The following is an 18057-nucleotide window of genomic DNA, read 5'->3' on the forward strand; positions in this document are numbered from 1 at the left end:
TTTTTTAAATAACTAATTTTCTGCTGCACCATTTTCATCACCATCAATTTGTTTGAGGTGAATATGTTTATAACCTAATTTTATTTCAAATTTGTCTCCTTCCTTCAATCCCATAGCTTGGGTATAGGTAGAACCAATGACAATTTGACCATTTTTATGAACACTTACTCGATAAGTAGGTTCACGTCCACGACCATCTTTTGTTCCTTCGGGATCAAGGGGAACTCCCTTAGCAGCAAGCACTGCATCATAAAAATCAGTTAGGTTTACGCGTGTTTGCTTGTCTTTAGTGGTAGTATAATAGCCACACTTTTTTGCTGTTTCACGTCTGGGTAAATGAGATAGCTCTTTTACTTTTTGAAGTAAAGCTTTTCCTGTTAATGGGGCTGTAGCAGTTTCACTCATATTGATTGAAATTTTCCTCCGATTTCTGTCAAATAAAAAATAGAATTATTTAGACTTATTTGACATTATAAGAAATATACCGTTAATTCTCTCGGTTGTCACAATTTTTTTTTGATAATTAGTTTTTTTTAAGAATGTTACCTTATTTATTTTAAATTATTTTAGTCCAAGGTCACAATTTCTTTCTTAATTTTGAGATTATCTTTTTTTTTACTTTCCCTAAAAGTCCAACACGAGAGTTATTTTAAATAATAATTTAATGAAGATGACCAATTAATAATCTTGACTTTGGTTCTTCATAAATGCTATTCAGATTTTGACTTCGCCTTGATTATTTTTTTGTAATTTTATTAAGTTGACAGTCATCCACAATTTTTCTGCTTTTAATATGCTTGTAATGTCATTATTTATTTTTCAGTTTTATCCAGAATGAGTTGATGAACTTTAGTGAGTCAGATGTTAAATAGTAAAAAAATCACTTTAGTTACTGGTGCGTCTAGTTCAGGAAAAAGTGAATTCGCCGAAGTGCTAGCAGCAAAAACCAATAAAACAGTGATTTATGTTGCTACTGCCAAAGTGGATGCTAATGATCGAGAATGGCAAACTAAAATTAGGCAACACCAGCGAAGAAGACCAAGAAGTTGGCAAACTTTAGAAGTATCTAACCAGTTATCCTCAGCTATTGATCGAGCTTTAAGTTCAGAATGTTTATTAATTGATTCTTTGGGCACTTGGGTGGCAAATTTTTTAATTTTAGAGTCATTAGACTGGAAAATTATGAGCGATCGCCTTTTGGAGAGCCTCAAAATGACTAAAGCTACAGTTATCTTGGTATCTGAAGAGACAGGATGGGGAGTGGTACCTGCTTATCCAATGGGGCGGCTTTTTCGCGATCGCTTGGGGTTTTTATCCAGGAAAATTAGCAACCTTGCCGATACAACTGCTTATCTAGTGGTGGGTGGGCATATTCTCAATTTGAGCCTTTTGGGTGAACCCTTAAGTAATTATGAAATCTAGATTACAGATCCTTCTCTTAGCTCGATTGGCAGCTAAGATCGTAAGTATAAAGATTAAAATATTTCGGAAAATGCTTGCCTTTATTTGTATATCAATCAGACAAGCATTATGACAATAACGAGCTTATTTGATTAAATATCTTAACTTTTAATTTAAGGTCTTTTCTTTAGTAACCTACGTTTTAGACATTTTAAACAATGGAGACTAAATTTTATGGCATCAGCAACACAAGTTAGGACTTATTTGGCTTACTGGTTTCAGTTAGGCAAAAAGCTGATGTGGCGTAATGGGGAAGTTGAATTATCACCTCAGCCAGTTATCGATAGAGATCGCTTTTCATCAGAATTCGAAGCGTGCTGGCAGAAGATTATGAGCATTAGTGGCAAGGATTGCTATCTCGAAGGAAGTAGAGAGACTATTGAAGAGTTACTTTCTCCTGCTTGGGATATTGATGAATGTGCTAGATGTGCCATGCCGGTGCCGATGATTGAAATTGGTACTCAACCTCTAGACTGCGCTTGTAGTGATTTGGATAATTGGCCAAATTTAGAAATACCAGCGCCGCGATCGCCAGTGAATAACTATGTACAATTAAACAAAATTAAATCACGATTGAAAACTAACTAACAACTTTTGAGAAAATAAATACCTATTCCCTCAAAAGTTATCAAATATTGTCATACTGTTGATTTTTAACTAGAGACGATACTTGTCGAACATTTCCCAGAATCACCTTCATTTTGGATCAGAATGATATCTTTCAACTTGAGTACCCAAGAATCATGTGTGTTTCTTACATTTATTAATTACGTTAGGTCAGTTTTTTTATGCAATTGTATCTAAATTAATCTTTAATATTGTCTTAGTAATTTATACTTGCACTGTCTTCTGTTTTGTTTGTTGATTATTAAATCATAACTCTGTTAAACTCTATTTTTACAATTCATATTGAAAGGTTAATATAATTTATATTGGATTGTAAAAACTACCTCCCTAAGTCTAATAAAACTTAAATAAAAACCCACCTTGTAATGAGGCGGGCAAACAAGTTATGTTGACTATACATCATAGATCATTAGTCACATATTTGGCACATATTAGTCACTTTTTTTAGGATACAAGTGATCGACGAATAGACTGAAAAGTATTTATAAGAAAATTAATTTTTAATTACTGACTGTAATTGTTCAATTATCTTGTCTTCTTTGCCTACAAGCCAATCAGCAAAACGTCTGGCTAACACAGGAGCAAACACTAAGGTACTGGTAAAGCCGGAAAATAAGTAAACTCCTTTAATATTTGCCAGATTGCCGAGCAGAGCGATCGCTTGATTGTTAAAAGCCACGAGACAGCTATGGCAAGTACCAGGTACATCTTCCAACAGGGGTAAAATATTGCTTACTTGTTGGCGAATTTGGGCTTCGGCCGCAAAAGGATTTAGTTTGGCTTCTGGGTTAGGTGCGATCGCACTAATTTGACCGAGACACAAACTACCGTCCCTAAATTGTACTGCGCCAGGGTCGAGGATTATTCTTGTAGGTTCATCATAAGGCGGATTCCAAGCAGATGTTCCCTCTAATTCTTTGGCTTTAGCTTCCAGCATAAATCTTTGCTGTACTGCTGGCATTACTATAGTGCCCAATTCCAAATCTAAAGGAGGAGTAACAATTAATTGAGAATGAGTAAAAAAGTTGCTGACGTTGATACCGGCTTGTTGCAGCAGCGATCGCGATAGCCCTCCAGCACAGACTATTGTATTAATACTGTGATATTGATTATGTTCAGTTTTCACTCCAATTACATCATCTCCCTGACGTAAAAAATCTGTTACCTGTTCACAAATTATGGTGCCTCCTTTACGCTCAAAAGCCTGGAGATAAGCATTAGTAGTTTTTTGAGGATGGATATGACCGTGAGGTAATTTCAGTACTCCGGCGATCGCATTGGGATTGAGTAACGGTTCTAAGGCACAGGCATCATTGACACTTAACAACTCTGGAGTGATGGCAAAATGATTATAATTTTGACTGACCATTTCGGGATCGTCTTGGCGATTGATAGTTAAAACTAAATCAACTTCTCTAAATTCAGTTTCTCCCTCCAACTCCTCACTTAGATTTCGATGTAGCTCAATTCCCTCTTGACCTAAAGTACGAGTTAATTCATCTGTCCCCGACCAATAAGCCAAGCCACCATAACTATAAACAGTAGCATTATCGGGACTAGTATCCTTCTCTAGCAACAAGACCTTAAAACCTTGTTTGCCAAGCTCGTAAGCAAGACAGGCACCTGTTATACCCGCGCCAATTACAATCCAATCGTATGTCCTCATTTCTTCTTATTAAACTTGTTACTTCTCGCTTTTTAATTGTGTTTTAGCCTTCTGCCACAGAGACTCCAACTCATTGAGATCGTAATCTGTTAGGGGACGCGAGGCGAACTTTTCCATCATGGAAAGGCGTTTAATAAAGCGACTGTTAGTTCCCTGTAAGCCATCAAAGGGATCTAAATCGTACCAACGAGCAATATTGATAATGGTAAATAATAAATCACCCAATTCCGCTTGCTGATGAGCTTTATCCTCTGTTTTGAGAGCTGCTTTAAATTCTGCCAGCTCTTCCTCAAACTTCTCCCAGACTCCTGCCGCATTTTCCCATTCAAAACCTGCTGCGGCTGCTTTTTTCGAGATTTTCATCCCTGCCATTAAAGGTGGTAAGCTGCGAGCATAACGCTTGAGTTTACGACTGAGTAACTGAGCCTGTTCTGGAGTTTCACCTTTTTCAACCGCCTTAATTTGTTCCCAATTTTGCTTAACTTCTGCTGCACTGTTAACTTCTAGATTGCCAAAAACGTGAGGATGACGACGAATCAGTTTTTCGGTAATACCAGCAGCAACCTCCTCTAAAGTAAAATCTTCAGCTTCACTGGCGATCTGAGTCTGCAATACTACCTGTAACAACAAATCACCTAACTCCTCGGCGATCGCTTGTTGATCGCCACTTTGGATCGCATTTACTACTTCATAGGCTTCTTCAATTACATAGGGGATCAAAGTTTCTGGGGTCTGTGCCAAATCCCAAGGACATCCCCCCTCAGGCGATCGCAATTGAGCAACTACTTCAATCAAACGTTGCAATGCATCCAGTATTGATTGATTTGTGGTCGCAGAGTAAGTCATGATTAAGCAATATTAAGTAATTTGATTTTCTATAACTTTACATCACTAACGCTCTTTGTTTAATAATTGATAAAGCGACAAATCTTGATATCAAGGATCATAACTTCTTAAATAACTGACGTTAGACAGTACAACGAGAAATCAATGATTTTAATAATCGATAAAACAGAACAATGTTCCCTTTAACCCTTAACCTTTTCCCCGCCTCAACAGATTAATTAGTGCGTAACATCAGTTAAATAATTGTGCTTTATCTAATCACCAAAATATTTAATTTGTAACAATTTTATTTCTCGGAGTAATTGAAATAACTCCGAGCCAAAAGGGGTTAAATAATACTCAACTTTAGGTGGAATCTCTGCAAAAGATTTTTTTTCTAAAATACCGTAGTCTATCATTCGATTCAGACATTGATTAAGTACTTTAGTAGTTAATCCATCTGTTACTTTTACCAGTTTTCCAGGACGATTAATTCCTTGGATAATATGTTCCATCAATAATACTGTCCATTTACAACCCAAACAGTCTGCAATCATAGAGTTAAAACTGGTACGAGGGGCTTGGCTAGTCCGCGCCGCGTCATCTCGATAATTAATTTCTTCTACTGTAGCCATAAATTACAACCAATAAGTATCTACCTTACCCAAAAGTACTTACTAGACGATGCTCAAACAAATCACTACCATGATTAATCGTTGATTAACTAGTTTGGACAAGCATTCACTATGTTTCCCCTTTTTGATGAAACTACAGCACCTGAAACAGCACGCCCCATATTAGCCAAAATTAAAGAGGAATTTAAGATGATTCCTAACTTAGAAAAAACAATGGCTTTAGCACCAACTTTATTAGAATCCTATGCTACTTGCTGGAGTTTATTTCAGAATACATCCTTATCTCCAGTTGAGCGTCAAATAGTTTATCAGACTGCTAATTTTGAAAACGAATGTGATTACTGTGTTCCCTGGCATACACTACTTTCTAAACAAGCCAGAATGGCCCAAGAGGATATTGAAGCTCTCCGAACTGGTGCTAAATTATCTAATACTCGTCATGAAGAATTAAGACGTTTCACACAATCCCTAATTAGTTCTAAAGGTAAAGTAGTTCAATCAGATTTAGATACTTTCTATCAAGCAGGATATACAGCTCAACAAGCTCTAGAAGTGATTTTAGGAATAGCAATCAAAACCATGAGCAATTATACAAACTCGATTACCGGTACGCCTTTAGACGATGTAGTCCAATCTTATAAATGGAAAAAACCAACTATTAAACTCAGAAAATAACTCACTTGCTTAGTTTAACGTCAGTTTGATGAAACGATAAATTCCATAATTCATCACTTGAGAGATGCTTGTATTCCCTATGATTTCGTGGGAAGAATTGTAACTTTGAACTCCGAATTCCGAATTCCGAATTCCGAACTCACGTTAGTTTAGCATTACGCACTAAAGTTAGGACATTTTTCTAAAAGTATCAATCAAAAAATTTTTACTCATTACTCATCACTTCCGAATCAATCAATTTTAATGTCCTAACATTTTAATAATTGATGATTGCTAAAAGTTATGAGTAAATAAGTTAATCAAAAATTTGCTCTATCCCATCAAAATAACATTATCAATAACGTGAATGATTCCATTATCAGCTTCAATATCTGCTTGAATTACTGTGGCATTTTTAACTTCAAAATTGCTAGAACAATCAATGGGTATAGGTGAACCTTCCACTGAAGGAACTGAATCAACCTTGTTTAAATCAGCTTTAGTTAATTTACCTGCTACGACGTGATAAGTAAGAATTCGGGCTAATTGTGGAGGGTTCTGTACTAATGTTTGAATCGTCCCTGGAGGAAGTTTGGCAAATGCAGCATCATTAGGGGCAAAAACAGTAAATGGACCTGGAGTTTTCAAAGTTTCTACTAGGTTAGCCGCTTTAACCGCAGTTACTAATGTGCTGAAGCCTTCTGTCTCTACTGCAATATCAACAATATCAGCCATATTTTTTTTAGCTTAATGTAATTTAAAAAATGTATAGTTATTTGACTCGATCTAAATAAAAGTTAAACAACAAAATCCCAATTAAACTTCTTTAGCTGCTTGGATGATTAACCTACGAGCAACGGTTTGAATTCCCGTATGTTCAAAGAAATTAGTCGAACCATCTAAAAATGCTGCTAGATAGTCTAATTTACCATCAGCCAGTTCGATAAATCCCCCTAGTTTTTGAGATAAAGTTTCGGGAGTCATCCCCAGTTTTTGGCTAAGATTATCCATCCAATCTCCGGCAGCATTAAAGCTGCGATCAATAAAGTCTTGTTTGTTTTCTCCAGGAATTAAATCTCCTACTGCATCATAAGCAGGATTACTTTGAAGATTATCTCTTTGTTCCAAGTCGTTTTTAATGCGATCAACAAAGTTAACCCCTAGTGGTAGAATGCCATCAATACATACTAAGGCAACCATACGTAAGAAAGCTTCGTTTTGATAGTTATCTTTCAGGGCAGTTGCAAACTGAACCGGGTTAAGAGTCAAACCATTAAGCTTACTAAAAACAATTAATTCAGCTACTAATTTGATTCTGAGATCGACACTTTGAATTGAATCGGCTTTGGGGGTTATTTTGTCCAGTAAGGGAATAAAACGAAAAGTATCCCCCAGTTTATCGGCAATCGCGGCTGCCGCGATCGCTTTATCGGTATTGTCTACAGTACGATATAGCCAGATAGCAGTTTGATAGCCTCTTTTCTTTTCTTCATACAAAGCTAGGGCGCGATCGCGAATTTTGGCTATTTCTTGAGGACTAGTTACTCCAGTAATAGCTGTAATTGTCTGGTCAAATCCGACTAAATTTTCCCATTTACCAGGAACAAAGGTGCTAATTGTTCTCAGGACTTTGACAGTGATGTTGTCGGTTGGGAGATTATCGACTAGTTCAATAATTGATTGACTCATATTAAAAAGGAGAATAGATAAACGATGAAGGATGAGGAATTTTAAAGAATAAAGGCTAAGATCACTCTCAATTGTTGCTACTTTATTCTTTTATCCTTGCAAAATAGCTTGTAAACGGCTACGAAATTCTCCTTTAGGATGACCACCCTTAACTTCACCGACAATTTGAAAATCTCCTTCAGGTGATTCACAAACAAGATAGGTAGGCCATCCCATATCCTTTTTATCGGGATATTGTGCCATCAAAATCTGGCGATACTTGCGATAAGTAGCAGTATCTTGCATCTTGACATCGATAAATTCCAAATCTAGTTCCTTGGCAACTTTGGCATCGTAAAAAGACATTTTATGGCATACACCACAGTCTTCGGAAGAGAATTTTATCAAAGCTTTAGTCATCGTTGATATCTTTAAATCTATACTTAAATGCTGGGTTTTACAAATCACCAAAACTATAGATATTTTACATTTTTAACCCAGCGTATTTAACTTTAATCCGTAGTTTCAATCCTGATGATCTATTTTGTCAGCAGTAGAAGTAGATTCAGACGATGTAGATTGATTAGACTTAGTTTCAGCAGGCTTATTATCTCCACTCTCATTATTGTTGTTATTGTAGTTAGACCATCTTTTACCTCTTTTGGAATAACGTGATGATGGTTTGCGGAATTTTCGAGCATTAATTTTGTTCCGAGCTGCTTTTTCTTTTTTAGCGTTGCGACGTTTCGCCATCTGTCAATCGATCTCCATTGAAACAACAAAACGCTTCTAGGGAAATGCCTATGGAATTAATCCCTTTGATTCCCAGAAGCGTCATTAAATTAAAGTTTGAAGCTTAGAAGCGATTATTTCGACGACCACCACCAAAAGAATTTCTGTTTTCCCTGGGTCTAGCTTTATTGACTTTCATGCTCCGATCCATCCATTCAGCTCCATCTAAGGCTTGAATAGCGGTATCTTCTTCTGTTTCCGATTCCATTTCTACAAATGCAAAACCACGAACACGTCCCGTTTCACGATCGGTAGGGATATGAACTCGTTTGACAGTGCCATATTCGGCAAAGACTTCATTTAAGTCTTCTTGATTGACATCGTAGGATAAGTTGCCTACATAAATTGACATAAATCGATTGTCTCCTTGATAAGTATTGCGTTGAGAGAGACGATATTATTAGAAAAAAGCTAAATCAATACTTTGTGGCTAAACCCTGTAATACTGAAAATAAATTCTATCTTTATATCTTTATTCTCCAGCATTATACTAACACCTTTATCGAAAACAGTTCCCACTTTAGTTTTAAAGAGTTAGTTAAGTTATGTATAAGCATTCCCTTTCTTCTAAGATATCCATAAGCAAAATTCTCTCCAAAATAATTACAGTTAATCTGGGTCGCCCTCAATTGAATTTGGCTTGGTTTACCGCTTTAATTACTATCATTGGTTCAATTTGTATTCAATCTTATGCCGTGCAAGCTCCCGATGGTACAGTGGCGTTTGAATCAGCTGTCTTATTAGTAAAGAGCAGTACTACCTTCAATGGAATTAGGGTAAGACAAGCAATTTATTATTTTGACTTAGAATTACCAAATGATGTCGGTGAATCCTTACAAAAAGTGGTGTTTAAACAGCGAACGGGTGGGGATAAGATTAAATTCAGACTAGATAAAACTCAATCCTATCTGGGAGATCGTCATCAGAAACAAGAGGAACTCGATATTGCTACTTTTCATGATGAAACCACAGGAGAAATTACCGTTATATTTGACCAACCAATTCCTCCTGGCAACCGAATAACCATTGGCTTAAAGCCCAAAAGAAATCCTGATTGGGCTGGAGTATACCTATTTGGCGTAACAGCGTTTCCTACAGGCAAGAAATCTCGTGGCATGTATCTAGGGCCAGGAAGATTACAATTTTATGACAGCTTTGATAACTTTGATAGCTTTTACAGATAGTCTGATGATTACTAATTACTGATTACTAATTACTGAACCTTCGGTTGATTCAGCACTCCTCGGTAAAATTTAATCTAGCAGCCATCAATTTTATACTTTATGAATAGAAGAATATCTATGTTTATTGTTACCAGTGAATTTGACTGAGAATATAACGTAGGCGATCGTAATCATCCTTTAAAAGAGTACTAAGAGTTCGACCGACATTAACTAGCCAATCTCGATTAGCCTGTCGCAGACGATAAACATCTCGCACAGCAGCAGCAACTAAAGACTCTACGGGAATGTCTTTGACTTGTAAAAGAGTTCTGAGAAAGTCTAAATTTTCAGTAAAGCGAATCACTTCTTCCGCATCGCAATGATAAACAGATTGATGAATTTGGGGAGGGCGAGGAGGTAGATATTGATACACTCGACCTAAATTAGCGCTATTTCCATTTTCATCACTGGGCATTTCAAAACCAACAATTGCTGCTTTAAATTCAGTTTTGAGCATCGCAAATATTTGAGGCTGTTGCTCTCGTAATTCTTCTAGAGATAAGCCTAAAGCCCTAGCACGATGAACTGAATCAATCGGACTAGTCGTAACATAAGTGACGATCGCCAGAATTTTATTACCTGATTCTTCATCAAAGGATTTAATCCAACTACCGAAAGGTGGCATCACGGGAAATTTTAAGTCTTCTGGTTCTAGGCACTGAGCCAAAAACTCGGTGGTGGAAGTTTCGATTACCTCCCCGATATGCTTGGGGTTACGACTGTCAACTGTCAACTGAGGAAGAGGAAGACGCATATTCTATACGGATGAAGGGTGCGACAGGAAAAACCAGAATTTACTAATTCGCTAATAATTTCTATCTTTGGTTAGGAGTTGATATTGTCAACTCCTAATTAGCAGTTAGTAGTGATTATATTTAAGCAAGTAATCAAATATGATTATGATCTTGATAGCAGAGTCACGCCATATTTATAAAGACTTTTCTTTGAGCCAAAACTGCTACTTTTTCTTCTTGGTTAAATCTACAGCTTCAAGTTCAGATAAATTAAAAGTGACTAGTTTATCCCAGTTACCCCCTTCAAATAATACGGCAACTCTACCATCATCTATACGTTGTACTAAACCTTGAAAGTTGTAGTAAATGTCATCAGAATTTGTAACTTTAACAGTTGCACCAGGGAGAATAATCATATATTAAATGCGATCGCTTTGTAGATAGAGTTTATTTTATCAAGCTTACCAAGTAAATTTTAAATTTTATCTGTGAAATTTAAATTATCTGTAAAAATATAGTTTTTTGTCAGAGACCAAGTAAATTAATGTTCCATAATTCATGTGTGTCAGTAAGCTTAGACTCACCTAGGTTGCATATATTCTGTTGCCTATTCCCTATTCCCTTTCCCAAAATCTGGGGATGCAGTTTGAATGCGTCAAAGCTTAGTCTATTATTCATTAATCGCATCTAGTATTTCATCAGCAGTAGGATTATAGTTAGGCTCGGAAAGTTGTATTTTTTCTTTCCAGATATAATACACTTGCTCTAATGTACCTTCATGGTGACTCCAAGAGCCGGTATAATTACTAAAATTAAGTTTTACTAGTAACCATTCTTGCTTTGATGAACCCAATGGTTTGGTCGCAAAGATAAATCCAGCCTCATCGTCTTGGTATTCATATAATTCTAAGGAATATAAAGAACCCTGCCAACCATATTCACCAGAAATAGTAGCTTCAATTGCTGCTCTTTCTATGGCATTTTGCGGTTGAAAAATAAAGATTTCTTCAGGTTTAGCAGTATAGATCATCGGAGACCAGCTAAACTTACTAAGCATAAATTCCGATAGTTTATATAAAGCTGTTTTATCAGTAGTCATTAACCATATTTCTGATTCAATTTGACTACTTATTGTCCACCTGATCTGATTCTGAAATTTATGTGCTACCGCAGCAAAAGCATTATCAAGAGCTAATTTATGATCGACTCCTACATATCCTTCTTGTAATAGTTGATCGATGGTTTTGTGTGAAGGAAAGGGATTTTTATAGGAAAAGTCATAATGTATTGGTCTGGCTTTAAGATGATTTTTTGCATCAGTTGCACCGTAGTTCAAGTTATTTACCTGATCATTTTGCATAATAAATGCTCACCTCCAGAGAACTTATTTCTATTGTTCCCTAAAAAAATATTAAACATACAGACCAAAATCAAATAAACTCAAATTGTATACAGTATCAGAGAAGTATTGTTGAAGACCGCTTGATGATCTCGATAAGTCATTCAAATATATTTGAATAACAGTTTATTATTTATGAAAATAATATCCTGACCAATAGTAATTTTTAGGCAATAGCAGGGAATAATATTTTTAGTAAATATGAATGCATCAGCTAGCTTTCTTCAACTTAAGTCCCAATGAACTTGAAGTCAGAAAATAAATTATCAACAGCTAGTAGTAGTGAAACATCTGAATTCAAAAAAGGGATACCCTTACCCTTACCCTTAATCTTAGTAGTACCATTTATACTACAAATTTTCGCTGCGGTAGGAATTACTGGTTTTCTTTCGTTTCGTAATGGACAAAAAGCAGTCAACGATCTGGCTCGAAATCTACAAGCAGAAGTAAGCGATCGCGTTGCTGTACATTTAGATAATTATCTAGCAACTGCTAAAAATATTGCTCGCATTAATGCTAATGCCATCAAGTTGGGCTTGATAGATTTACACAATTACAAGACTAGTGGACAGTATTTTTGGCAGCAGTTGCAAGCATATAAAAATATAGGATACATCGACTATACTCTGCCAACAGGAGAGTATGTAGGTGCAGGAAGATGGCTCGAAAATGATGGTCTTACTATTGATGAAATTTCTGCTGAAACTGGTTGGAAATCCTTGACTTATGGTACGGATAACCAGGGTAATCGTCAGGAAATTGTGGACGACACTGAATATTCTCCTTTAGAAGAATCATGGTATGAAGAAGCAAGCAAAGCCAATAAACCGATCTGGAATGAAATTTATGCCTGGGATGGTTTTCCCGATATTTTATCTGTAGCCGTAAGCTTTCCCATTTACGATCAAAACGAACAATTAACTGCCATAACCGGAGTTGACTTGCTTCTCAAAGGAATCAATGATTTTTTGGGTAAACTGGAAATTAGTCCAGGTTCTAGAGTATTTATCTTCGCTCCAGACGGTTCCATAATTGCTAGTTCTGATGCTGAACAACCATATCGAATGGTCAATGGCGAAGCAGAACAAATCAATGTCTTAGACAGTACTAATTACCTCATTCAAGCATCAGCAAAATACATCCAACAACATTTTGGCAGTTTTGAGCGCATCCATAATCAGCAACAATTCGACTTTGAACTCAGAGGAGAACGTCATTTTGCCCAAGTAACCCCTTGGAAAGACGAACTAGGTTTAGATTGGCTGGTAGTGGTAGCGATGCCAGAATCCGATTTTATGGCAGAAATTAACGCCAATACCCGCAGTACAATTTTACTGTGTGTAGCTTCATTGTTAATCGCAACTTTGTTGGGCATGATGACCTCTCGCTGGATAACTGAATCTATTCGAGGTTTGAGTAATGCTAGTCAGGCGATCGCCAGTGGAGATTTAGCTCAGACCGTAAATATTCCCAGAGTTAATGAATTGGGAGTACTGGCTAATTCTTTTAACTTGATGACAAGTCAGTTAAAATTTTCTTTTGCTCAACTAGATGCTACCAATCAAGCTTTAGAAATATCGAATGCTGAATTAGATCGAACTAATCAAGAACTCGAAAAGCGGGTTGAAGAACGTACTCAGGAGCTAAAAATAGCTAAAGAAGCAGCAGAAGTAGCTAATCAAGCCAAAAGTAACTTTCTGGCAAACATGAGCCATGAGTTACGTACTCCTCTGAACTCCATTCTCGGTTTTACCCAAATTATGCAACGGGACAAATCGGCAACGCGATCGCAATTAGCTAATCTAGCTATCGTTAATCGCAGTGGAGAGCATTTACTCGCTTTGATTAACGATATTTTGGATCTGTCGAAAATAGAGGCAGGGCGGGCTACTCTTAATCCTCAAAGCTTTGACTTATATCGACTCCTCAGTACCACCGAAGAAATGTTAGAGTTTAAAGCCGAAGCTAAAGGCATAAAGCTTGTGTTTGAGTGCCATCCTGATACTCCACAGTATATACGCACTGACGAACGCAAACTGCGTCAAATATTAATTAATTTGCTGAATAATGCTCTCAAATTTACTACGAAGGGTAAGGTAACTCTGAGGGTGAAACCAGATCCAGCCAGTAGTCAGAGATTACTCCGCCGTCCCCATTCGAGGATAAATAAAACGACGGACGCATGCGGCAAACCGAATCGCCTTTGCCCTATGACCGTTGGTCAAACTCTATTATGGGAAATCGAAGATACTGGTGCGGGCATTGCTCCTGAAGAATTAGACACTCTATTCGATGCTTTTACCCAAACAGAAACTGGCAGGCAATCTGAAGAAGGAACGGGTTTAGGCTTACCTATCAGTCGCAAATTTGTGCGACTAATGGGGGGAGATATTACTGTCAGTAGTAAGTTGAGAAGAGGTACGGTATTTAAATTTAAAATTGTTGCTGAACCAGCTCTGGAAAAAGAACTACAGCTCCCACAACAAATTAAACGAGTTATTGGTTTAGAACCCAATCAACCTAGTTATCGCATTTTAGTTGTTGATGATCGCTGGGAAAATCGCCAAATTGTCTTAAGGTTTTTAGAACCAATTGGGTTTGAGGTAAAAGAAGCTGTCAACGGCAAAGAAGCTGTGGAAATCTGGTCGGAGTGGCAGCCTGATTTAATTTGGATGGATATGCGAATGCCTATAATGAATGGTTACGAAGCTACTAAGTTCATTAAATCACATTCAAAAGAGCAAACTACTTATATTATTGCTTTAACCGCATCTACATTTGAGGAGGAGCGAGCAATTGTGCAATCAGTTGGATGTGACGATTTTGTCCGTAAACCATTTCGTGAATCAGTTTTGTTTGAAAAAATAGCGCAATATTTAGGAGTACGTTACATCTACGCCCAAAATACTGAATCTGCTGCTATCCAAGCCCATCTAGCCACTGAATTTTCTTTGGAACCTACTGCTTTACAAGTAATGTCTAGTGAATGGTTAATCCATTTAGAACAAGCTGCATCAGAGTTAGACGAAGATACGATCGCCAAGTTATTAGACCAAATTCCTGAAGAGCACACTTTTTTAACTCAGGCGTTGCAGAATAAAGTTGATGATTTTGATTTTGATGAAATCGTTAACTTGGTTCAAGAAATTGTTCATAGTTAGCAAGTATCTAGTATCAATGAATTTATATCCCGAACAAAACCAAAATATCCTAATTGTTGATGATATTGCCGATAACTTAAGAGTTTTGTCTAATACTCTTAACAAACAGGGATATAAAATTCGCTGTGCTAAAAATGGTGTGATGGCTTTGAAAGCTGCCAGCAAGATACTTCCAGATTTAATTTTGCTGGATATCAAAATGCCTGACATGAATGGTTATGAGGTTTGTCAAAAACTAAAAACCAATCCTCTGACCAAAGATATTCCCGTGATTTTTCTGAGTGCTTTAGATGATGTCTTGGACAAAGTTAAAGCATTTGAGGTTGGAGGCTTAGACTATATTACTAAACCCTTTCAAGTAGAAGAAGTCTTAGTTAGAGTAAAAAACCATTTAGCTCTCCAGTCAGCACAAGCTAAGGTTTGCCAATTAAATCAAGTACTGGAGCAAAAAGTCCAAGAACGTACTTTGCAATTAGAGCTCAGCAATCAAAAGTTAGCTACTGCTAATCAACAACTTAAACAGGAAATAGTCGAACGTCAAAAAGTCGAACAACAGTTAATTTACGATGCACTCTACGATGGCTTGACGGGTTTACCTAATCGCAACTTGTTAATGGAAAGAATTGATCGCGCCATTCAATACAGCAAGCGCCATCAAAACCATCTCTTTGCCCTATTGTTTATCGATCTTGACCGCTTTAAAATGATTAATGATAGTCTGGGTCATTTGGTTGGCGATAAATTACTAATTGCGATCGCCCAACTTCTGCCGGAAGATTTGCGAAATACGGATACGGTAGCCCGCCTTGGCGGAGATGAGTTTGTAATTCTGCTAGAAGATATTCACTCTCTACAAGATGTTACCTATGTCAGCGAGCGTCTTCAAGAAAAACTAAAAATGCCATTTAATTTAGATGGTCAAACTATTTTTACCAGTGCCAGTATTGGTATTGCTCTAAGTAATACTGACTATGAAGATAGCTCACAATTGTTGCGGGATGCAGATATTGCTATGTATCGCGCCAAGGAAAAAGGAAAGGCTCGTTATGAGATCTTCGATCAGACTATGTACCTGCAAACTTTGCAAACGATTAAGTTGGAGAATAATCTACGATTGGCTATAGAAAGGGGTGAATTTGTTTTACTTTATCAACCAATTATCTCTCTAACCAGTGACGAACTTGTAGGTTTTGAAGCCTTACTTCGTTGGCACCCTACTCAAGAAGATTTTATTTCTCCAGTTGAATTTATTCCTATTGCCGAAGATACAGGATTAATTTTGACTATAGGAGAATGGGTATTAAAAGAGGCTTGTCAGCAACTTCGCACTTGGCAACAAAAATACCCCTCTAGATCTCAGGTTGCTGATTTAAAAATGGGCGTGAACTTAGCAAGTCAACAACTTCAAGAGCCGAACTTTATTGAGAAGCTAGATCGACTATTATTAGAAACTGGTTTAGATGGTGATTGTCTGAGACTAGAAATTACTGAACGAGTTCTGGTTCTAACGGATTTTGTGGATCAACCACTTTGAAGGGTTTGGCGACCGTTCATCGAGCTAGCAATCAACAAATTGTGAAGCCAATTGTGATGATAGCTAAAACCATTGAGATCGCTAAACGGCGATATCCGTGACGAGCATTTTGAGCGAGTTCTAGCTGCGTAGGGATGGAAATTCCAGATCAGTGCCATCGAACGTAGATATAATCTTGCCGACTCCTTGTCACCATGAAAGTATTGCATAGTGTAGAGTAAACGGTCTTGGTGATTCATCAACCGGTCTACCATATTGCTAGTGCGATGAGCTTGGGGAAATTGATAAGCGACTGTGAATTGAGCAGCACGACGGCATAATTGACGCATCTTGCTTAAAGTGCGTTTCCGTCTGATATGTTTTTTGCTCCAAATCAAAGCTAATCGTATTCCTTGCAAGAATTTAGCAGCAGTAGAGGATTTATAAGCTTTCCAGAGCAGAGCTTTGAGCTTGTTTCTTAAATTGCGATAACTGGGGCTTCCTTTCTGCACTTTTAGCACCGCGTGCAAAAAGCACAGTACCAAAGTCACCGTGGGAAATAGATTAAGCCAAGCCTGTTTAGTTCCGTCCCAAGCATCTGTATTGACTGTCACTGGGGTATAATTGGGGTCGAGAAGACGAGCTTCGGTTTGAAATTCTGCGTATCCTTTAGTTAAAGCTGGCGCACTAGCTGATTCGGTCAAGCTAACTCCCAAAATACAGCCAGATGCTACGGTAGTAGGAAGATAAACTCGTGAACCCCCTAACCAAGTATGTTTTTCATCCGCTACCAGATGTGGAGGCAGTTTTTGAGCGTCTTTGATTGTCGTTCCCACAATCGAGGCTCGACCTAAAGACAGGTAAATACGATACCAGTACATGGCATTACGACCGAAAACATAACTTAAAGCGTCAAAAGGCACACCAAATTGTCTTAAATACATTGGTTTGTCTATTTCGTCGGTTTTTCCTACCATATAAGGCATAATGAAGTCAGGACGCAATTGATAGACCTGCTGATTAGCTTTGAGCTTAATGCGGCGCATTGACAGTTCCTGTTTGCTGGAGACCACCCAATCATGAAAGCTGAACCCTGCTTCCATTTCTCTGGGAAAAATTTCAGGATACTTGGCATAAAGTTGCAGCAAATAGGCTCTATAATTGTGATTATTGGCGATTAGTTGTTGATATTGTTCTTCACTGCTAACGGGTAAACAAATACTTTTATCTCCTCTGATAGAAACTGCCATGCTTGAATTTTTACTGAAAATCAATTGATTGTTTGTTGACTTTATCTCAATTTGATTTCTTTTGTGCTTCAAGCCCCATTATCCTGAGTATTTCTACTACCCACAAAATCCGTTAGAACCAGTGCATGGCGATGGTGCGAAGCACCGCTTGCCAATCGTCTGCGAACGCATTCGCACGATCTGAGCGTACGCTCTGCGCTACGCGCTGTTTCGTTGGAGAGCCAGCAACCAAGCTGATTTTTTGATTGAGTAACCGTTTCATTAACCAAATCATCAAAAAGCTTTTACCCATTTCAGCATAGCCAGCTAACCTAAAATACTCCTGATTGAAGCACTGTCTCAAAAATAGATTAAGTTACCAAATCATGAAAATATAGATTTAACAATCCCTAACGGGTGTAAGCCCAACAGGTCGATTAGATATACTTTCTAACCTACAACATTCCTCG

The 18057-nt window shown here is 37.5% G+C and carries 19 protein-coding genes; 6 read left to right on the forward strand and 13 right to left on the reverse strand.

Annotated elements, in window-relative coordinates:
* Window positions 1–12: 12 nt before the first annotated feature.
* Window positions 13–405 carry an AbrB family transcriptional regulator gene (locus PLEUR7319_RS0113840; RefSeq protein WP_019505832.1) on the reverse strand — a complete coding sequence of 131 codons (393 nt, stop codon included), beginning with the start codon at window positions 403–405 and terminating at the stop codon, window positions 13–15.
* Between the two features lie 456 nt (window positions 406–861).
* On the opposite strand from PLEUR7319_RS0113840, the gene cobU reads away from it, so the two are divergent.
* Window positions 862–1422, forward strand: a complete 561-nt coding sequence (gene cobU, locus PLEUR7319_RS0113845) for a bifunctional adenosylcobinamide kinase/adenosylcobinamide-phosphate guanylyltransferase (RefSeq protein WP_019505833.1) — start codon at window positions 862–864, stop codon at window positions 1420–1422.
* Window positions 1423–1635: 213 nt separating this feature from the next.
* Window positions 1636–2049, forward strand: a complete 414-nt coding sequence (locus PLEUR7319_RS0113850) for a hypothetical protein (protein ID WP_019505834.1) — start codon at window positions 1636–1638, stop codon at window positions 2047–2049.
* Between the two features lie 532 nt (window positions 2050–2581).
* On the opposite strand, the gene PLEUR7319_RS0113855 is transcribed toward PLEUR7319_RS0113850, so the two are convergent.
* The 3 genes from PLEUR7319_RS0113855 to PLEUR7319_RS35300 form a co-directional block, all read right to left on the reverse strand.
* Window positions 2582–3754 carry an FAD-binding oxidoreductase gene (locus PLEUR7319_RS0113855; protein ID WP_019505835.1) on the reverse strand — a complete coding sequence of 391 codons (1173 nt, stop codon included), beginning with the start codon at window positions 3752–3754 and terminating at the stop codon, window positions 2582–2584.
* An 18-nt stretch (window positions 3755–3772) separates the two neighbouring features.
* Window positions 3773–4600 (reverse strand): nucleoside triphosphate pyrophosphohydrolase, encoded by an 828-nt coding sequence (mazG, locus tag PLEUR7319_RS0113860; RefSeq protein ID WP_019505836.1) that lies wholly within the window; start codon window positions 4598–4600, stop codon window positions 3773–3775.
* Window positions 4601–4854: 254 nt separating this feature from the next.
* Window positions 4855–5214 carry a helix-turn-helix domain-containing protein gene (locus PLEUR7319_RS35300; RefSeq protein WP_019505837.1) on the reverse strand — a complete coding sequence of 120 codons (360 nt, stop codon included), beginning with the start codon at window positions 5212–5214 and terminating at the stop codon, window positions 4855–4857.
* Window positions 5215–5325: 111 nt separating this feature from the next.
* Between PLEUR7319_RS35300 and PLEUR7319_RS0113870 the strand changes: the two genes are divergently transcribed.
* Window positions 5326–5889, forward strand: coding sequence for a carboxymuconolactone decarboxylase family protein (locus PLEUR7319_RS0113870; protein WP_019505838.1), 564 nt, complete (start codon window positions 5326–5328; stop codon window positions 5887–5889).
* A gap of 312 nt (window positions 5890–6201) precedes the next feature.
* Here PLEUR7319_RS0113870 and PLEUR7319_RS0113875 read toward each other — a convergent pair whose 3' ends face one another.
* The 5 genes from PLEUR7319_RS0113875 to PLEUR7319_RS0113895 all read right to left on the reverse strand — a co-directional run bounded on the left by PLEUR7319_RS0113875 (window position 6202) and on the right by PLEUR7319_RS0113895 (window position 8680).
* A complete protein-coding gene (locus tag PLEUR7319_RS0113875) occupies window positions 6202–6603 on the reverse strand; it encodes a fasciclin domain-containing protein (protein WP_019505839.1) in 402 nt (133 codons plus the stop codon).
* An 81-nt stretch (window positions 6604–6684) separates the two neighbouring features.
* Entirely contained in the window at window positions 6685–7557 is an 873-nt protein-coding gene (locus PLEUR7319_RS0113880) for a hypothetical protein (RefSeq protein WP_019505840.1), read from the reverse strand.
* Window positions 7558–7647: 90 nt separating this feature from the next.
* The gene (locus PLEUR7319_RS0113885; protein ID WP_019505841.1) at window positions 7648–7956 is read right to left on the reverse strand and encodes a hypothetical protein; all 309 of its coding nucleotides are present in this window, start codon (window positions 7954–7956) and stop codon (window positions 7648–7650) included.
* A 105-nt stretch (window positions 7957–8061) separates the two neighbouring features.
* Window positions 8062–8289 carry a hypothetical protein gene (locus PLEUR7319_RS0113890; protein WP_019505842.1) on the reverse strand — a complete coding sequence of 76 codons (228 nt, stop codon included), beginning with the start codon at window positions 8287–8289 and terminating at the stop codon, window positions 8062–8064.
* A gap of 103 nt (window positions 8290–8392) precedes the next feature.
* Window positions 8393–8680, reverse strand: coding sequence for an RNA-binding protein (locus PLEUR7319_RS0113895; protein ID WP_019505843.1), 288 nt, complete (start codon window positions 8678–8680; stop codon window positions 8393–8395).
* A gap of 193 nt (window positions 8681–8873) precedes the next feature.
* Here PLEUR7319_RS0113895 and PLEUR7319_RS0113900 point away from each other — a divergent pair, with 193 nt between their 5' ends.
* On the forward strand, window positions 8874–9512 hold the full coding sequence (locus tag PLEUR7319_RS0113900; protein WP_019505844.1) for a DUF2808 domain-containing protein: 639 nt from the start codon (window positions 8874–8876) through the stop codon (window positions 9510–9512).
* A 127-nt stretch (window positions 9513–9639) separates the two neighbouring features.
* On the opposite strand, the gene PLEUR7319_RS0113905 is transcribed toward PLEUR7319_RS0113900, so the two are convergent.
* From PLEUR7319_RS0113905 to PLEUR7319_RS0113920, 3 genes are all read right to left on the reverse strand, one after another.
* Window positions 9640–10305 carry an HAS-barrel domain-containing protein gene (locus PLEUR7319_RS0113905; protein WP_019505845.1) on the reverse strand — a complete coding sequence of 222 codons (666 nt, stop codon included), beginning with the start codon at window positions 10303–10305 and terminating at the stop codon, window positions 9640–9642.
* Window positions 10306–10509: 204 nt separating this feature from the next.
* Window positions 10510–10701 carry an NAD(P)H dehydrogenase subunit NdhS gene (locus PLEUR7319_RS0113910; RefSeq protein WP_019505846.1) on the reverse strand — a complete coding sequence of 64 codons (192 nt, stop codon included), beginning with the start codon at window positions 10699–10701 and terminating at the stop codon, window positions 10510–10512.
* A 254-nt stretch (window positions 10702–10955) separates the two neighbouring features.
* Window positions 10956–11645 carry a hypothetical protein gene (locus PLEUR7319_RS0113920; RefSeq protein ID WP_019505848.1) on the reverse strand — a complete coding sequence of 230 codons (690 nt, stop codon included), beginning with the start codon at window positions 11643–11645 and terminating at the stop codon, window positions 10956–10958.
* Window positions 11646–11923: 278 nt separating this feature from the next.
* Between PLEUR7319_RS0113920 and PLEUR7319_RS0113925 the strand changes: the two genes are divergently transcribed.
* Together PLEUR7319_RS0113925 and PLEUR7319_RS35305 are read left to right on the forward strand one after the other, a co-directional pair.
* The gene (locus PLEUR7319_RS0113925) at window positions 11924–14845 is read left to right on the forward strand and encodes a hybrid sensor histidine kinase/response regulator (protein ID WP_019505849.1); all 2922 of its coding nucleotides are present in this window, start codon (window positions 11924–11926) and stop codon (window positions 14843–14845) included.
* 16 nt (window positions 14846–14861) lie between these two features.
* On the forward strand, window positions 14862–16379 hold the full coding sequence (locus PLEUR7319_RS35305) for an EAL domain-containing response regulator (protein ID WP_019505850.1): 1518 nt from the start codon (window positions 14862–14864) through the stop codon (window positions 16377–16379).
* Here the strand turns inward: PLEUR7319_RS35305 and PLEUR7319_RS0113935 are convergent.
* Window positions 16367–17608 (reverse strand): hypothetical protein, encoded by a 1242-nt coding sequence (locus tag PLEUR7319_RS0113935; protein WP_019503788.1) that lies wholly within the window; start codon window positions 17606–17608, stop codon window positions 16367–16369. The two genes, PLEUR7319_RS35305 and PLEUR7319_RS0113935, sit on opposite strands and share 13 nt — an antisense overlap.
* Window positions 17609–18057: the final 449 nt, after the last annotated feature.

Origin of the sequence: Pleurocapsa sp. PCC 7319 (assembly GCF_000332195.1) — a bacterium.
Taxonomy (GTDB): domain Bacteria; phylum Cyanobacteriota; class Cyanobacteriia; order Cyanobacteriales; family Xenococcaceae; genus Waterburya.

Excerpts from the sequence above, each read along its gene's own strand:
- PLEUR7319_RS35300 (WP_019505837.1), bottom strand. The coding sequence starts at position 5,214 with ATGGCTACAGTAGAAGAAATTAATTATCGAGATGACGCGGCGCGGACT.
- PLEUR7319_RS0113895 (WP_019505843.1), bottom strand. The coding sequence starts at position 8,680 with ATGTCAATTTATGTAGGCAACTTATCCTACGATGTCAATCAAGAAGAC.
- PLEUR7319_RS0113900 (WP_019505844.1), top strand. The coding sequence starts at position 8,874 with ATGTATAAGCATTCCCTTTCTTCTAAGATATCCATAAGCAAAATTCTC.
- PLEUR7319_RS0113840 (WP_019505832.1), bottom strand. The coding sequence starts at position 405 with ATGAGTGAAACTGCTACAGCCCCATTAACAGGAAAAGCTTTACTTCAA.
- PLEUR7319_RS0113850 (WP_019505834.1), top strand. The coding sequence starts at position 1,636 with ATGGCATCAGCAACACAAGTTAGGACTTATTTGGCTTACTGGTTTCAG.
- PLEUR7319_RS0113875 (WP_019505839.1), bottom strand. The coding sequence starts at position 6,603 with ATGGCTGATATTGTTGATATTGCAGTAGAGACAGAAGGCTTCAGCACA.
- PLEUR7319_RS0113890 (WP_019505842.1), bottom strand. The coding sequence starts at position 8,289 with ATGGCGAAACGTCGCAACGCTAAAAAAGAAAAAGCAGCTCGGAACAAA.
- PLEUR7319_RS0113920 (WP_019505848.1), bottom strand. The coding sequence starts at position 11,645 with ATGCAAAATGATCAGGTAAATAACTTGAACTACGGTGCAACTGATGCA.
- PLEUR7319_RS0113905 (WP_019505845.1), bottom strand. The coding sequence starts at position 10,305 with ATGCGTCTTCCTCTTCCTCAGTTGACAGTTGACAGTCGTAACCCCAAG.
- PLEUR7319_RS0113910 (WP_019505846.1), bottom strand. The coding sequence starts at position 10,701 with ATGATTATTCTCCCTGGTGCAACTGTTAAAGTTACAAATTCTGATGAC.
- PLEUR7319_RS0113880 (WP_019505840.1), bottom strand. The coding sequence starts at position 7,557 with ATGAGTCAATCAATTATTGAACTAGTCGATAATCTCCCAACCGACAAC.
- PLEUR7319_RS0113885 (WP_019505841.1), bottom strand. The coding sequence starts at position 7,956 with ATGACTAAAGCTTTGATAAAATTCTCTTCCGAAGACTGTGGTGTATGC.
- cobU (WP_019505833.1), top strand. The coding sequence starts at position 862 with ATGTTAAATAGTAAAAAAATCACTTTAGTTACTGGTGCGTCTAGTTCA.
- PLEUR7319_RS0113870 (WP_019505838.1), top strand. The coding sequence starts at position 5,326 with ATGTTTCCCCTTTTTGATGAAACTACAGCACCTGAAACAGCACGCCCC.
- PLEUR7319_RS0113935 (WP_019503788.1), bottom strand. The coding sequence starts at position 17,608 with ATGGCAGTTTCTATCAGAGGAGATAAAAGTATTTGTTTACCCGTTAGC.
- PLEUR7319_RS0113855 (WP_019505835.1), bottom strand. The coding sequence starts at position 3,754 with ATGAGGACATACGATTGGATTGTAATTGGCGCGGGTATAACAGGTGCC.
- PLEUR7319_RS35305 (WP_019505850.1), top strand. The coding sequence starts at position 14,862 with ATGAATTTATATCCCGAACAAAACCAAAATATCCTAATTGTTGATGAT.
- PLEUR7319_RS0113925 (WP_019505849.1), top strand. The coding sequence starts at position 11,924 with ATGAACTTGAAGTCAGAAAATAAATTATCAACAGCTAGTAGTAGTGAA.
- mazG (WP_019505836.1), bottom strand. The coding sequence starts at position 4,600 with ATGACTTACTCTGCGACCACAAATCAATCAATACTGGATGCATTGCAA.